Consider the following 14,122-nt stretch of genomic DNA (forward strand, 5'->3'; position numbering starts at 1 on the left):
ACTCATAGCGTAACTGAATACCATAAAAAAGGAGCTTAACCCTTTCGAGCTAAACTCCTCAGATTTACACTTGTCTAGATTCTAGATTCTAGATTCTAGATTCTAGATTCTAGATTTACTTAATCATGCGCTTGTATTTCAAGCGGTGTGGCTCAACCACATCGGCGCCATAGGTGTTTTTCAACCATGCCGAGTATTCTGTGTAGTTACCTTCGTAGAAGTTCACTTGGCCTTCGTCACGGTAATCCAGAATGTGGGTCGCGATACGGTCGAGGAACCAACGGTCATGCGAAATCACCATAGCGCAACCTGGGAATTCCAGAATCGCTTCTTCCAGTGCGCGCAGGGTTTCAACGTCTAAATCGTTGGTGGGTTCGTCGAGTAATAATACGTTACCACCCGCTTGCAGCAGTTTGGCTAAATGTACTCGGTTACGCTCACCGCCCGACAGAGTGCCGATGATTTTTTGCTGATCGCCACCACGGAAGTTGAAGCGGCCTACATAGGCACGGCTCGGGATTTCCATGTTGTTGATACGCATGATGTCTTGACCACCGGAGATTTCTTCCCAAATGGTGTTCTTATCATTCATCGAATCGCGGAACTGCTCAACCGATGCCAATTGCACTGTTTCACCCAGCTCAATGCTGCCGCTGTCAGGCGTTTCAGTGCCGGATAACATGCGGAACAGCGTCGATTTACCCGCGCCGTTGGCACCGATAATGCCGACGATCGCGCCCTTAGGCACAGAGAACGACAGGTTGTCGATCAATACGCGGTCACCGTAAGACTTGGTCAGGTTATTCACTTCAATAACCTTGTCGCCTAAACGTGGTCCGGGCGGAATAAACAGCTCGTTGGTTTCGTTACGTTTTTGGTAATCGTTAGTGTTCAGCTCTTCAAAGCGCGCCATACGGGCTTTGCCCTTAGACTGACGGCCTTTCGCACCTTGGCGTACCCATTCCAATTCCTTTGCAATGGTTTTTTGACGGGCGCTTTCGGTAGCCGATTCTTGCTTCAGACGGGCATCTTTCTGCTCAAGCCATGAAGAATAGTTACCTTCCCACGGAATACCTTCACCGCGGTCGAGTTCTAAAATCCAGCCAGCAGCATTGTCGAGGAAGTAACGGTCATGGGTAATCGCGACCACAGTACCAGCATATTCCTGCAGGAAGTGCTCAAGCCACGCCACAGATTCAGCATCCAAGTGGTTGGTCGGTTCGTCCAGTAACAGCATTTCTGGTTTTTCAAGCAGCAAGCGACAAATCGCCACGCGGCGACGTTCACCACCGGATAATACTTCGATTTTCTCATCCCAATCTGGCAGACGCAGGGCGTTGGCGGCGCGCTCAAGGACGTACTCTAAGTTATGGGCATCTTGGGCTTGGATAATGGCTTCGAGTTCGCCTTGCTCTTTTGCAAGGGCGTCGAAATCGGCATCCGGCTCGGCGTAGGCGGCATAAACGGCATCGAGGCGAGTCAGGGCATTTTTTGCCTCTGCTACCGCTTCTTCAATCGCTTCACGCACGGTTTGATTCGGATCGAGTTTAGGTTCCTGCGGCAGGTAACCGATTTTCAATCCCGGCATTGGGCGCGCTTCGCCTTCAATTTCGGTGTCGATACCCGCCATAATGCGCAGTAGTGTCGACTTACCTGAACCGTTGAGGCCGAGTACGCCAATTTTGGCGCCGGGGAAAAAGCTTAAAGAAATATCTTTAAGGATCTGCTTCTTAGGCGGAACAATTTTACCCACCCGCAGCATGCTGTAAACAAACTGAGCCATTTTTCTCTATCTTAAGTGACTAATGATGCGGCTAATTCTACTCGATTGCGCGCCGAACTCAACTCGACAATGAGCCAAGTTCAAGCACTCTCTGCAGGAATTTCATGTTTCAAATACTGGGATTGTGACCGCGTTCCGAGTAGAATACCGCGCAACCCTACCTATAAGAATTGGCAGCTGGAGTAAGCAATGCTGAAAAAAGATATGAATATCGCAGATTATGATCCGGAACTGTTTAACGCAATTCAGAATGAAACTCTGCGTCAAGAAGAGCATATTGAGCTGATTGCTTCTGAAAACTACACCAGTCCACGCGTGATGGAAGCGCAAGGTTCACAGTTAACCAATAAGTACGCTGAAGGCTATCCAGGCAAGCGTTACTACGGTGGTTGTGAGTATGTGGACGTAGTTGAAACCTTAGCGATTGAACGTGCTAAACAACTGTTTGGCGCAACTTACGCTAACGTACAACCTCATTCAGGTTCACAGGCAAACAGCGCGGTTTACATGGCATTGTTAAAACCTGGCGATACCGTACTGGGCATGAACTTAGCCCACGGTGGTCACTTGACCCACGGTTCACCCGTTAACTTCTCTGGCAAACTGTACAACATCATTCCTTACGGTATCGACGAGTCTGGCAAAATCGACTACGACGAAATGGAACGTATTGCCTTAGAACATAAGCCTAAGATGATGATCGGTGGTTTCTCCGCCTATTCAGGTATCGTTGATTGGGCAAAAATGCGTGAAATCGCAGACAAAATCGGTGCTTATTTATTTGTCGACATGGCGCATGTTGCCGGTCTTATTGCTGCGGGCGTTTATCCAAACCCAGTACCACACGCGCATGTTGTGACATCTACGACCCACAAAACCTTAGCGGGTCCCCGTGGTGGCGTGATCCTATCTGCTGCTGACGATGAAGACTTGTACAAAAAGTTGAACTCTGCGGTATTCCCAGGCGGTCAAGGTGGCCCATTGATGCACGTTATCGCCGGTAAAGCGGTGGCGTTCAAAGAAGCCCTAGAGCCAGAATTTAAAGTTTACCAACAGCAAGTGGTTAACAACGCTAAAGCTATGGTTGAAGTGTTCCTTGAGCGCGGTTACAAAATCGTCTCTGGCGGAACCAGCAACCACTTAATGCTAGTTGACCTGATTGGTCGTGACTTAACGGGTAAAGAAGCCGATGCCGCCTTAGGTAGCGCTAACATTACCGTGAACAAAAACTCAGTGCCAAATGATCCACGTTCACCCTTTGTGACCTCAGGTGTGCGTATCGGTACGCCAGCGATTACGCGCCGCGGCTTTAAAGAAGCGGAATCGAAAGAGCTGACTGGCTGGATTTGTGACATCCTTGATGATGCGAACAATCCTGCTGTGATTGAACGTGTGAAGGGCCAAGTATTGGCACTTTGCGCACGTTTCCCTGTTTACGGCTAATTTGCCTATGCATCTACGCTTAGTAGATGAAGGGCCGAGATTGACCGCCGACTGACTTGATACTTATCACATCAGGTATTTAGCATCAGGCACTTAACATCAAGTAGTTAACATTAGGTTGTTAAGCTCAGGTAGTTAACCTCAGCCCATAAATAGGATAAAATCCCATGGCCGCATCTTGCGGCCATTTTTATTGGTAAAATCTTAGGCTTAAATCCATTGCGTTTGACTGAGATTTAACAGGTAAAGCCATTAACGCTTTACCACCATTCACTGGCAGGAGGCTCAATGCATTGTCCATTTTGTAGCGCGACAGATACTAAAGTCATCGATTCCCGATTAGTGGCAGAAGGCCACCAAGTGCGCCGTCGCCGAGAATGCACCGAATGTCATGAAAGATTTACCACCTTCGAAGGCGCCGAATTAGTTATGCCTAGGGTGATTAAGCGCGATGGTTCACGCCAACCCTTTGATGAAGAAAAACTCCAAGGTGGCATGTTGCGCGCCGTTGAAAAACGCCCCGTATCTATGGATGAAATAGAGCAAGCACTCAGCAAAATCAAGTCTACTCTGCGCGCCACTGGCGAGCGGGAAGTGCCGTCAGAAATGGTGGGTAACTTAATGATGGAGCAATTGATGAGCCTAGATAAAGTCGCCTACATTCGTTTCGCTTCTGTGTACCGCGCCTTTGAAGACGTGTCTGAATTTGGCGAAGCCATCGCCAAGCTGCAAAAGTAGTCATTGAGTTTTGTCGCCGACAAGGCAGACGTGTACGAGCGATTGGCGTGAAAGCACAAATTTAAAAGACAGGTTTGTAAGACTGGTGAAAGCCGAAACCTTTAACAACAGGGTTGAACATGAGCTTGAACATAAGTTGGTCCGTACTCGATACCCAAATGATGAGCCGCGCGATTCAATTGGCGCGCAAAGGCTTTTACACCACGAGGCCCAATCCCAGTGTGGGCTGCGTTATCGTTAAAGATAATCAAATCATCGGTGAAGGTTATCATCAAAAAGCGGGTGAACCCCACGCCGAAGTGCATGCGCTACGTATGGCTGGCGAACGCGCCCGTGGCGCAACGGCCTATGTCACTTTAGAGCCCTGCAGCCATTATGGGCGCACGCCGCCCTGCGCCTTGGCACTGATCAATATTGGCGTTAAACGTGTAGTAGTGGCGGTGGAAGATCCTAATCCGCAAGTGGGTGGTCGTGGCATTCAAATGTTGCGTGACGCCGGCATTGAAGTGGATGTGGGATTACACCGCGATGAAGCCTATGCCTTGAATTTAGGCTTTATGAAGCGCATGGAATCGGGTTTACCCAGAGTTACGGTAAAATTAGCCGCGAGTCTCGATGGTAAAACCGCGCTGTCTAACGGTGTGTCTAAATGGATAACTGGTCCAGAATCTCGCCGCGACGTGCAGCGATTACGTTTACGTTCTTGTGCACTGGTCACGGGAATTGAAACCATACTGGCGGACGATCCCTCACTCAATGTGCGTTATCAGGAACTTGGCAGCTTAAAAGACCGTCTAACCGAAGCGCAATTACTGCAGCCATTAAGAGTGATACTCGACAGCCGCGCCCGTTTGCCGTTATCGGCCGCCTGCTTGGCTATCGTATCGCCCATACTCTTGGTCTCTACCGTGGCTTATCCCGCAGAGTTTCAAGCACATTTGCCCTCCCATGTGAGTTGCCTCGTGTTACCTGCAATTGCAGGTCGCGTCTCATTGCCTGAACTATTAAGCTATTTAGGCCAAAGCTGTAATCACGTGTTGGTGGAAGCGGGTGCAACCTTAGCAGGCGCTTTTTTAGCAGAGGGGCTGGCCGATGAGTTAGTGCTATATCAAGCGATGAAAATCCTCGGTGGGCATGGGCGTAATCTGCTGCAATTGCCCGATTATCAAACCATGGCACACATTCCTGCACTCACGTTGGTCGATGAGCGCAAAATAGGGCCAGATACCCGTTTAATCTTGAGCGTTAAGCTTGATACTTCTTTATTTAATTAAGTGAGTTAACCATGTTTACTGGGATTATTGAAGCCGTTGGCACCCTGCGCAAACTGGAGCGTAAAGGCGATGATATTCGTCTTACCGTGGCGAGCGGCAAACTGGATTTAAACGATGTACGTCTAGGCGACAGTATTGCTACCAACGGTGTGTGCTTAACGGTTGTGCAGCAATTAGCCGACGGTTATGTGGCTGATGTCTCTGCCGAAACCGTGAGTCTAACCGGCTTTGCTAATTATAAAGTGGGCACTAAGGTGAATCTTGAAAAGGCCGTTACCCCAACCACACGCTTAGGCGGCCATATGGTCAGCGGTCATGTTGACGGTATTGCAACGGTTGAGCAACGCCTAGTGCGTGGTCAAGCTATCGAGTTTTGGTTAGCCGCCCCCGCAGAGCTTGGGCGTTATATTGCCCATAAAGGTTCCATCACCATTGATGGCGTGAGTCTGACGGTTAACGAAGTGGACGGCAGTCGATTCCGCTTGACCATAGTGCCGCATACCGCAGGTGAAACCACGTTAATCGACCTGCAAGCGGGCGATAAGGTGAATATCGAAGTGGATTTAATCGCCCGTTATCTTGAACGCTTGATGAATTATGATGGCAAAGACAGCAAGAGCGGTGGTGTCACCATGGAAATGTTAGCCCGTGCCGGCTTTGTGCGTTAGTGCACAGGAGCAGATTATTTAACTTAAGCTTATCGGCAGCTTAGGTTATTTAGGTATAGAATTTCATAATAACAGCAAAATCATAAGGTCCTACAATGGCGCTGCACAGTATAGAAGAGATCATCGAAGATATTCGTCAAGGCAAAATGGTTATTTTGATGGATGACGAAGACAGAGAAAACGAAGGTGATTTGATCATGGCGGCCGAAATGGTCACGCCAGAAGCGATTAACTTTATGGCGAAATATGGCCGTGGGCTCATTTGCCAGACCATGACTAAAGCCCGTTGCCAGCAGTTAAATCTCCCCTTAATGGTGACGAATAATAACGCCCAGTTCTCGACTAACTTTACGGTTTCTATTGAAGCGGCGGAGGGTGTGACTACCGGTATATCGGCCCACGATCGCGCTGTAACGGTGAAAGCGGCTGTGGCTAAAGAGGCTAAAGCGTCTGATTTAGTGCAACCAGGGCACATCTTCCCGTTAATGGCACAGGACGGCGGCGTATTAACCCGCGCAGGCCACACTGAAGCTGGCTGTGATTTAGCCCGTCTTGCGGGACTTGAGCCATCGGGCGTTATCGTTGAAATTTTGAACGAAGACGGCACTATGGCACGTCGCCCAGATTTGGAGATTTTCTCCGAGTTGCATGGCATCAAAATCGGCACTATCGCGGCTTTAATCGAGTATCGCAACACCAAAGAAACCACGGTTGTGCGTGAAGCTAAATGCAAATTACCGACCCGTTTCGGTGAGTTCGACATGGTGACCTTCAGAGACACTATCGACAATCAACTGCACTTTGCCTTAGTCAAAGGTGAGGTGAAAGAAGATTGTTTGGTGCGTGTGCATTTGCAAAATACCTTCAACGATTTACTCCACTCAGAGCGCGATCAGCAACGCAGCTGGCCACTCGAAAAGGCGATGGAGCGTATTTCTGCAGAAGGTGGTGTATTGGTTTTACTCGGGAATCAAGAACATCCCTGTGAAATTCTCTCTAAGGTGAAAGCCTTTGAAGCTGAAGATCAAGGCCAAGCGCCTGCTTCTGCAAAATGGCAGGGGACGTCGCGCCGTGTGGGTGTGGGTTCGCAAATTCTCGCCAGCCTTGGTGTGACTAAGATGCGCCTGCTCAGCTCGCCTAAACGCTACCACTCACTTTCAGGCTTTGGCCTTGAAGTGTCTGAGTATGTGGCGGACTGAAACCCAAAGTTACACTGAAGTAAAATTAACAATTTCTGATAATTTGCATAGGGCTCTGGGCAATTGGCTGTGATATCATGTCGCCACTTTTCGCCCCGAGCTGGGTGCTTTAGCTAAATTAGGTAAGATAATGAACGTAGTTCAAGGTAATATCGAAGCGAAAAATGCCAAAGTTGCGATTGTAATTTCGCGTTTCAACAGCTTTTTAGTTGAGAGCTTGCTTGAAGGTGCACTTGACACGCTGAAACGTTTTGGCCAAGTCAGCGACGACAATATCACTGTTGTCCGTGTACCAGGTGCGGTTGAGTTGCCGCTAGCTGCGCGTCGCGTAGCTGCCAGTGGTAAATTCGACGGTATTATCGCATTAGGTGCGGTGATCCGTGGTGGTACTCCTCATTTTGATTTTGTTGCAGGCGAATGTAATAAAGGTCTAGCTCAAGTTGCTTTAGAATTTGATCTGCCTGTTGCTTTCGGTGTTTTGACCACTGATACCATTGAACAAGCGATTGAACGTTCAGGTACCAAAGCGGGTAACAAAGGCGGCGAAGCTGCTCTAAGCCTGCTTGAAATGGTCAATGTTCTGCAAGAACTTGAACAACAGTTGTTATAGTAGGAAAAATAATGAAGCCTTCTGAGCGCCGCAAGGCCCGCCGTTTAGCCGTTCAAGCCATCTATTCATGGCAACTAAGCGGGAATAATATTGCCGATGTCGAGCATGAGTTTTTAACTGAACAAAGTCTCGACGGTGTTGATGTAGCTTATTTTCGTGAGCTATTTTCAGGCGTTGCAACGAAGAAAACCCAATTGGATGAGCTGATCATCCCGCATCTGGAACGCCCGATTGATGAAGTGTCTCCAGTAGAGAAAGCCATAGTTCGTTTAGCGACCTATGAGCTGACTTTCCGTAAAGATGTGCCATACAAGGTCGCGATTAATGAAGCGATTGAGTTGGCAAAAGCTTTCGGTGCGGACGAGAGTCATAAGTTTGTGAACGGACTGCTCGACAAACTGGTTGCACGCAAGTAATAAAGACAAACGGTATCTTAGGATACCGTTTTTCATTGCTAACAAAGGTGGCCGATGTAAGTCGTGCCAAACTGTACAGTGAAAGAATTCCAATTAATTGAATGTTATTTTAGCAACCGCGGCCCCACTCGCCGTGATGTGAAGCTTGGCATCGGTGACGATTGCGCTTTAGTGCAACCTGCAGAAAACAAGTCGATCGCTATCTCCTGTGACACCTTAGTTGAAAATGTCCATTTCTTCCCCGACATGCCTCCCGCTGCCTTAGGTTACAAAGCTTTAGCGGTAAATTTATCTGATCTGGCAGCCATGGGCGCTGAACCCGCGTGGATGACGCTTGCCTTAACGCTACCCGAAGTCGATGAGACTTGGCTAAGTGGCTTTAGTGAAGGTTTATTTGAAGCGGCCGATTACTATGGCATCGCCTTAATTGGCGGCGATACGACTCGTGGTCCACGGGCTATTAACATCACAGTGCACGGCCAAGTCCCACAGGGTAAAGCACTCACGCGTCATGGTGCTAAAGCGGGTGATTGGATTTATGTCACGGGCACGCTCGGAGATTCGGCCTTAGGTCTGGATATTATTCGAGGCGCGCAACAGGCCAGAGCCGAGCATAAAGAATTCCTGATTAATCGCCATTATCGTCCAACACCAAGAGTTTTAGCGGGCCAAGCTTTGCGTTCGCTTGCCTCTAGTGCAATCGATCTTTCCGACGGGTTTATCTCGGATATCGGTCATGTGCTTAAGGCTTCGGCAGTTGGTGCTGTGGTGGACGTTAATTGCATCCCGCTTTCACGCGCGATGCAAGATACCGTCAGCGAGGAGCATGCCTTAGGTTATGCGCTTACAGGGGGCGAAGATTATGAACTGCTGTTCACCGTTCCTGAAGCGCAAAAAGGCGCGCTTGAGACGGCATTAAGCCATGCAGGAGCAAAGTTTGTTCGCGTTGGACAAATTTGTGCAGGCAGTAAGCTCAAGTTGCAACTCAATGGTGAGCCGTTTACACCGCCGTATCACGGTTTCGAGCACTTTTAAGCGAAGAGCATGTTAATGAAATGGTTGTCAAAGGATCAGGTGCTAACGCGCCTGTCATTAAAAAATCCTGTCCACTTTTTGGCACTCGGTTTTGGTAGCGGACTCGCCGCTAAAGCACCCGGTACTTTCGGTACCTTAGCAGCCATTCCCCTCTACTTATTGATGGCGCCATTACCGCTCACTTGGTATATCGGCTTAACCTTATTGAGCGCATTTGCGGGATTTTATATCTGCGGTAAAGCCGCTCAAGATATGGGGGTACACGATCACGGTGCGATTGTGTGGGATGAAGTGGTTGGGCTACTGATCACTATGATAGCGGCACCAGCAGGTTGGGGTTGGTTGTTAGTCGGCTTTGGTCTATTTCGCTTTTTCGACATCATCAAACCTTGGCCTATTCGATGGCTCGATGCCAAAGTTCATGGTGGTTTTGGCATTATGATTGACGATGTGTTAGCGGGCGTGTTTTCGTTTATTTGTCTGCAAGGGCTAGTCTGGTGTTTTAGCTAACATTATCGCTAACCTAACATGATAGTTAACCCGGCATGTTAGTTAGCATGGTCAACACTAACCCTTAGTTTTTGATATAGCCCCTTAGCTTGTGATATAGAGTGTGTAGATTCAAGCGTTTAGCGACCTCATTCGTTATCTGATCCATATTACTATTGCAGCAGTTCCCTTGCGTTCGCGAGGGTATTGCTAGTGATAGTATCGCCACCTAACAGTCTTGCAAGCTCTTGAATGCGTTGCTCACGATCGAGCGACTTCATTGTGGTCTCAGTACTGCCCGCCTTATTAAACTTATCGACGAACATGTGTTGATGACCATTGCCCGCAACTTGAGGTAAGTGAGTCACGCACAGTACTTGGGTCGATTCCCCTAAGCTGCGTAACATGCGGCCTACTACTGCGGCGGTGGGACCGGAAATCCCGACATCCACCTCATCGAAAATCAATGTCGGCGTGGCAACTTTCTTCGCGGTAATGACTTGGATCCCTAAGCCTATCCGTGAAAGTTCACCGCCAGATGCGACTTTCGAAATCGGTTGTAAAGGTTGGCCAGGGTTAGTGGTGACCATAAATTCGATATTATCACTGCCGTTGGCTGACATTTGCTCTGGGTGGAAATTGACTTCGATAGTAAATTTACCCTTTGGCATATTCAGTTCGTGGATTGACTGAGTCACCAGTTTGTCGAGTTCTTTAGCATAGCGGGCTCGGCTTTGGCTGAGCTTTTGCGCATTGCTAAGATAAGCGGCTCTACTTGCCTCGACTTGAAGCTGAATTTCTTCAAGTTTACTTTCATCACTGTCTAAGGTGCTTAGCTCAGCCTTTAATGCTAAATGATGCTCGGCCAGTTTATTCGGGCTAACATGATGCTTACGCGCCAGTTGCATGGCTTTTGATAGCCGTTCTTCTAAATAGGCAAAGTGGGTTGGATCGAGTTCAAGCTTACTCAAATAGTGCTGTAATTCGCCTGCACTTTCTTGCACTTGGATTAAGGCATCATTGAGCATAGTGTTGATATTGCTTAATGCGGGATCGTAGCTTTGCAGATCTTCGGCGAGGGAAACGACTCGGTTGAGTAGCGACTCTATATTGTTCTCTTCGCCCTCAGTGAGTATATCTAAGCTCGCCTGACAGGTATCAATCAACTCAGTGCCATTAGCCAGACGTTTGTGCTCTTGCTCAATCTCATCGAACTCATCAACTTTAAGATCAAACTCATCGAGTTCTTCTACTTGATATTGCACTAATTGCTTACGGGCAATACGTTCATGCTGGGAGGCTTCGAGTTGTTTTAGATCAGCCTCAATTTGCTTGCAGCGTTGAAAGCTAGCGGCAACCGTATCGATAAGCAATCTGTGGTTGGCATAACTGTCGAGCAGGGTGAGTTGATGTTCACTTTTTAACATTGCATGGTGCGCATGTTGACCGTGAATACCAATAAGCAACTGACCCAGTAATTTTAGCTGCGTCAGCGGCACTGGATTACCATTGATGTAGGCGCGTGAACGGCCATCGCTACTAATAGTCCGACGTAGGATGCACTCATCATCGAGTTCAAGATCGTTATCTTCTAACCAACGTTTTGCCAGTGGAATATCATCCAAGGAAAAGCGGGCGCTGACCTCGGTTTTATTGGCTCCGGGACGAACACTGCTGGCATCGGCGCGATTGCCTAGGCATAGGCCTAGCGCATCGATGGCAATCGATTTACCCGCACCGGTTTCACCTGTGATGCTGGTCATACCGGGGCGAAAATCCAGTTCTAAAAAACGGACGATAGCGAAGTTATTAATGCTGAGTTGGCAAAGCATAGTGAATTCCTGTCGAAAAACATACCAAACCACTGTATTGATAAACAGTATATACTGATTTTATATACAGTAAAGTGGCTTGGGTGAAAAATCGGCATTATCGACAGTAAATATTTTTAATTAACTGATTATGCATAGGTTCTTACTAAGCTTTCTAAGATAGGCAAACTGAAGAAAGTGACTAAGGTGCCAAATAGAATACCCTGAGCACTGGTTGAAGCCTGAGTGTTATAACGCTGGGCGAGTAAGTACACGCTAGCCGCGGTGGGCAGTGCGCTCAAGATCACGCCCATGATCAGGTAGTCACCACTTACTCCAAAACGGTTAAGCATAAAGTAGACGAGTGCCGGTTGGATAGCCAGCTTGAAGAGGTTGATAAGGCTCAGTTCGATAAAATTCTTGGTGCTAAATACGCTGCTATCTTTCTGGTAGCGCATCGCTTTGGCGAGTACCATGCCGATAGCAAATAGGGCGCAGGGGCTTGAGGTATTGCCTATTTGCTGGATCATTAGCGCCAGCCCTGACGGCAGTTTTATCTCTAGCGCCGAAATGCCGACGCCAATTAAGCTACCAATAACGATAGGGTTTTTACCTACCGCCATTGCCATTATGATTAAGGCGTGGTGTTGTCTTTGGGTGTTAGTGGCCAGTTCCATCGAGACTAAGGCGACGGCAAACATCAGCACGGATAATAAGCTGGCAATCGCGGCGGCGACTAAGGCACTTTGCTGCTGCGGAAAGAGGATGATGAGCAGTGGAATACCAATAAATGCCGTATTGCCAAAGGTGGCATTGAGGGCTCGAATGGCGGCAACCGCATGCTGTTTAGGGTTAGCGATCAGCGATAGCCCAAGGCAGACAAGATAAGTGATCACCATAGCTGTGCTGTAGCCCGCAATAAATCCCCATTGCAAAATCTCGCCAATCGGCTGCTGGGCGAGTGCGATAAGCATGATTGCAGGGAACGCAATATAGTAGACATATTGGTTCAGCACTTGATCCGTATCGACGGGCAAGAGTTTTAGTTTTTGCACTAGTGTACCGAGCAACATGATCCCGAAGACGGCAAACAGAGGGGTTAAAATGGTCATTTCCCTCACTCATCCTTACGATTAAATTTGAATAAACTCGCCCACCGTCGTCATTTTACTGTCGCTATGATTCTTGGTGGCCAGAGTTACAGCACTTGCTTCTTTTTATGTCACTTTAGAGCCAGAGTTAGCACCAGCGCAGTAAAACTCGCCACAAAATAACATACCATTTCAATCTAAGGCTATTGCGCTATGGTCGTATAAGTGAATAATTCAATGTTTAAAACACAATCACTTAGTGAATTTAGCGTTTTAACGTCAATACCCAATATGTGAAATTAGGATATGCAATGAGTGATGATTTAGGCGCTGAACTACAACTTGTCTATCTTTTTGTGCATTTAGTCAATGCGGGCAGTTTTTCGCAGGCGGCGAAGGAGCTCGATATGCCCATCGCCACTGTGAGCCGCAAGTTAGCGAAGTTGGAAGAGAAGCTCGATAAACAGCTCTTTATGCGCAGTACCCGCAAGTTACGATTGACGGAGGAAGGGCTGGCACTCTTTCAACGCTACCAGAGTGTGGTTGCTCAATTTGATGAACTAAGTGGTTTAGGCAGTGATAAACCCGAGGGAACCCTGCGCATCGCCGCACCGATTTCGATTATTTCCATTGTGTTTATTCAGGCATTGAATGAGTTTGGCCGTTTGTATCCAGATATCCGTTTGCACATTTCCCAGAGCAATGAGTTAGTCGATTTGATCGACAAAGGCATAGATGTGGCGATTGTTGGCGGTGCTCAGCCTGATTCTTCTTGGGTGTCGAGTACCTTAGGCGAGCTCGACTATTGCCTGTTTGCCACACCAGAATATTTGGCTCAGGCACCTAAACTTGAGCATCCCGATGATCTTGAAGCCCATCAACTGATAAAAGTCTGGCCGCTGTTTAATTGGCATTTAAAGCATCCAAGCGGCGAGTCTTTTTATTTTAATGGCCCGACTAAGCTCACCCTCACGGATTTACACGGAGCGATTCAGGCGACCTTAGGCCATGGCGGGATCTTGTATGGTCCTGAACTATTTGTAAAACAGCAGATTAAAGAGGGAAAACTTAAAGTATTACTGCCTGAATGGATTGGCGAACAGAGGCGAATTTCGATTTTATATCATCAGCGCAGCCAGCAGCCGCTAAAGGTAAGAGTCTTTATTGAGTTTATGCAGTCAAAGGCGCCAGAGTTATTTTCTATGCGTTGATTTAACGAGGAGAACTGATTTTTAGCGTCTTTTAGGTTTTACGGTGTTTTTGCTCATGGTGTTTTGAGTTTGTTTTGCATCTTGCAGGCTGGAGCGTGTCGCGGGCAGTATGCCGAGTTCTAAGAAGTATCCCACTAAACGCCGCAGTTCAAATAAAGAACCGATACGCTGTTGATCTTTGATGGTCAGTTTCCAACTGTCGGTTCGTCCTTCGCTATTGGTTAAGACAAATCCTTGATAAACAATCTTTTTCATTGGAATAACTCAATATTGGCTGATGGAACTTGCTAGCCTTGGTCTTACTCGTTTTGTGGCTTGCATGAAAGTGATTGCAGTCGAGACTAGAGGCTTATT

At 47.8% G+C, this 14,122-nt stretch carries 14 protein-coding genes; 10 read left to right on the forward strand and 4 right to left on the reverse strand.

Annotated elements, in window-relative coordinates:
* Positions 1–115: 115 nt before the first annotated feature.
* A complete protein-coding gene (gene ettA, locus L5M40_RS16060; protein WP_105251746.1) occupies positions 116–1,783 on the reverse strand; it encodes an energy-dependent translational throttle protein EttA in 1,668 nt (555 codons plus the stop codon).
* Positions 1,784–1,972: 189 nt separating this feature from the next.
* Between ettA and glyA the strand changes: the two genes are divergently transcribed.
* From glyA to L5M40_RS16105, 9 genes are all read left to right on the forward strand, one after another.
* The gene (glyA, locus tag L5M40_RS16065) at positions 1,973–3,226 is read left to right on the forward strand and encodes a serine hydroxymethyltransferase (RefSeq protein ID WP_131523579.1); all 1,254 of its coding nucleotides are present in this window, start codon (positions 1,973–1,975) and stop codon (positions 3,224–3,226) included.
* Positions 3,227–3,514: 288 nt separating this feature from the next.
* Positions 3,515–3,964, forward strand: a complete 450-nt coding sequence (nrdR, locus tag L5M40_RS16070; RefSeq protein WP_006082643.1) for a transcriptional regulator NrdR — start codon at positions 3,515–3,517, stop codon at positions 3,962–3,964.
* A gap of 119 nt (positions 3,965–4,083) precedes the next feature.
* Positions 4,084–5,238, forward strand: coding sequence for a bifunctional diaminohydroxyphosphoribosylaminopyrimidine deaminase/5-amino-6-(5-phosphoribosylamino)uracil reductase RibD (gene ribD / locus L5M40_RS16075; protein WP_263177372.1), 1,155 nt, complete (start codon positions 4,084–4,086; stop codon positions 5,236–5,238).
* An 11-nt stretch (positions 5,239–5,249) separates the two neighbouring features.
* Positions 5,250–5,906: a riboflavin synthase gene (locus tag L5M40_RS16080; protein WP_113939349.1), complete on the forward strand. Its 657-nt coding sequence runs from the start codon at positions 5,250–5,252 to the stop codon at positions 5,904–5,906.
* A gap of 95 nt (positions 5,907–6,001) precedes the next feature.
* On the forward strand, positions 6,002–7,105 hold the full coding sequence (gene ribBA / locus L5M40_RS16085) for a bifunctional 3,4-dihydroxy-2-butanone-4-phosphate synthase/GTP cyclohydrolase II (RefSeq protein ID WP_263177371.1): 1,104 nt from the start codon (positions 6,002–6,004) through the stop codon (positions 7,103–7,105).
* Between the two features lie 130 nt (positions 7,106–7,235).
* Positions 7,236–7,715, forward strand: a complete 480-nt coding sequence (ribE, locus tag L5M40_RS16090; RefSeq protein WP_006082639.1) for a 6,7-dimethyl-8-ribityllumazine synthase — start codon at positions 7,236–7,238, stop codon at positions 7,713–7,715.
* An 11-nt stretch (positions 7,716–7,726) separates the two neighbouring features.
* Positions 7,727–8,131 (forward strand): transcription antitermination factor NusB, encoded by a 405-nt coding sequence (gene nusB / locus L5M40_RS16095; RefSeq protein ID WP_006082638.1) that lies wholly within the window; start codon positions 7,727–7,729, stop codon positions 8,129–8,131.
* 78 nt (positions 8,132–8,209) lie between these two features.
* Positions 8,210–9,166 (forward strand): thiamine-phosphate kinase, encoded by a 957-nt coding sequence (thiL, locus tag L5M40_RS16100; protein WP_037392620.1) that lies wholly within the window; start codon positions 8,210–8,212, stop codon positions 9,164–9,166.
* Between the two features lie 15 nt (positions 9,167–9,181).
* The gene (locus tag L5M40_RS16105; RefSeq protein WP_028761385.1) at positions 9,182–9,676 is read left to right on the forward strand and encodes a phosphatidylglycerophosphatase A; all 495 of its coding nucleotides are present in this window, start codon (positions 9,182–9,184) and stop codon (positions 9,674–9,676) included.
* A gap of 152 nt (positions 9,677–9,828) precedes the next feature.
* Here L5M40_RS16105 and recN read toward each other — a convergent pair whose 3' ends face one another.
* Entirely contained in the window at positions 9,829–11,487 is a 1,659-nt protein-coding gene (recN, locus tag L5M40_RS16110) for a DNA repair protein RecN (RefSeq protein WP_263177370.1), read from the reverse strand.
* Between the two features lie 128 nt (positions 11,488–11,615).
* The gene (locus L5M40_RS16115; protein WP_263177369.1) at positions 11,616–12,578 is read right to left on the reverse strand and encodes an AEC family transporter; all 963 of its coding nucleotides are present in this window, start codon (positions 12,576–12,578) and stop codon (positions 11,616–11,618) included.
* Between the two features lie 290 nt (positions 12,579–12,868).
* Here L5M40_RS16115 and lldR point away from each other — a divergent pair, with 290 nt between their 5' ends.
* A complete protein-coding gene (lldR, locus tag L5M40_RS16120) occupies positions 12,869–13,768 on the forward strand; it encodes a LysR family transcriptional regulator LldR (RefSeq protein ID WP_105251752.1) in 900 nt (299 codons plus the stop codon).
* A gap of 21 nt (positions 13,769–13,789) precedes the next feature.
* On the opposite strand, the gene L5M40_RS16125 is transcribed toward lldR, so the two are convergent.
* Positions 13,790–14,023 carry a DUF3319 domain-containing protein gene (locus L5M40_RS16125; protein ID WP_006082632.1) on the reverse strand — a complete coding sequence of 78 codons (234 nt, stop codon included), beginning with the start codon at positions 14,021–14,023 and terminating at the stop codon, positions 13,790–13,792.
* Positions 14,024–14,122 lie beyond the last annotated feature (99 nt).

The sequence above is a fragment of the Shewanella sp. SM68 genome, from assembly GCF_025653925.1.
In the GTDB taxonomy this organism is placed as follows: Bacteria; Pseudomonadota; Gammaproteobacteria; order Enterobacterales; family Shewanellaceae; genus Shewanella; species Shewanella oncorhynchi.

What these genes read in the sequence shown, in the direction of transcription:
- lldR (WP_105251752.1), top strand. Translation starts at nt 12,869, where the DNA reads ATGAGTGATGATTTAGGCGCTGAACTACAACTTGTCTATCTTTTTGTG.
- nusB (WP_006082638.1), top strand. Translation starts at nt 7,727, where the DNA reads ATGAAGCCTTCTGAGCGCCGCAAGGCCCGCCGTTTAGCCGTTCAAGCC.
- L5M40_RS16105 (WP_028761385.1), top strand. Translation starts at nt 9,182, where the DNA reads ATGAAATGGTTGTCAAAGGATCAGGTGCTAACGCGCCTGTCATTAAAA.
- ribBA (WP_263177371.1), top strand. Translation starts at nt 6,002, where the DNA reads ATGGCGCTGCACAGTATAGAAGAGATCATCGAAGATATTCGTCAAGGC.
- ribE (WP_006082639.1), top strand. Translation starts at nt 7,236, where the DNA reads ATGAACGTAGTTCAAGGTAATATCGAAGCGAAAAATGCCAAAGTTGCG.
- glyA (WP_131523579.1), top strand. Translation starts at nt 1,973, where the DNA reads ATGCTGAAAAAAGATATGAATATCGCAGATTATGATCCGGAACTGTTT.
- recN (WP_263177370.1), bottom strand. Translation starts at nt 11,487, where the DNA reads ATGCTTTGCCAACTCAGCATTAATAACTTCGCTATCGTCCGTTTTTTA.
- L5M40_RS16125 (WP_006082632.1), bottom strand. Translation starts at nt 14,023, where the DNA reads ATGAAAAAGATTGTTTATCAAGGATTTGTCTTAACCAATAGCGAAGGA.
- L5M40_RS16080 (WP_113939349.1), top strand. Translation starts at nt 5,250, where the DNA reads ATGTTTACTGGGATTATTGAAGCCGTTGGCACCCTGCGCAAACTGGAG.
- nrdR (WP_006082643.1), top strand. Translation starts at nt 3,515, where the DNA reads ATGCATTGTCCATTTTGTAGCGCGACAGATACTAAAGTCATCGATTCC.
- ettA (WP_105251746.1), bottom strand. Translation starts at nt 1,783, where the DNA reads ATGGCTCAGTTTGTTTACAGCATGCTGCGGGTGGGTAAAATTGTTCCG.
- L5M40_RS16115 (WP_263177369.1), bottom strand. Translation starts at nt 12,578, where the DNA reads ATGACCATTTTAACCCCTCTGTTTGCCGTCTTCGGGATCATGTTGCTC.
- ribD (WP_263177372.1), top strand. Translation starts at nt 4,084, where the DNA reads ATGAGCTTGAACATAAGTTGGTCCGTACTCGATACCCAAATGATGAGC.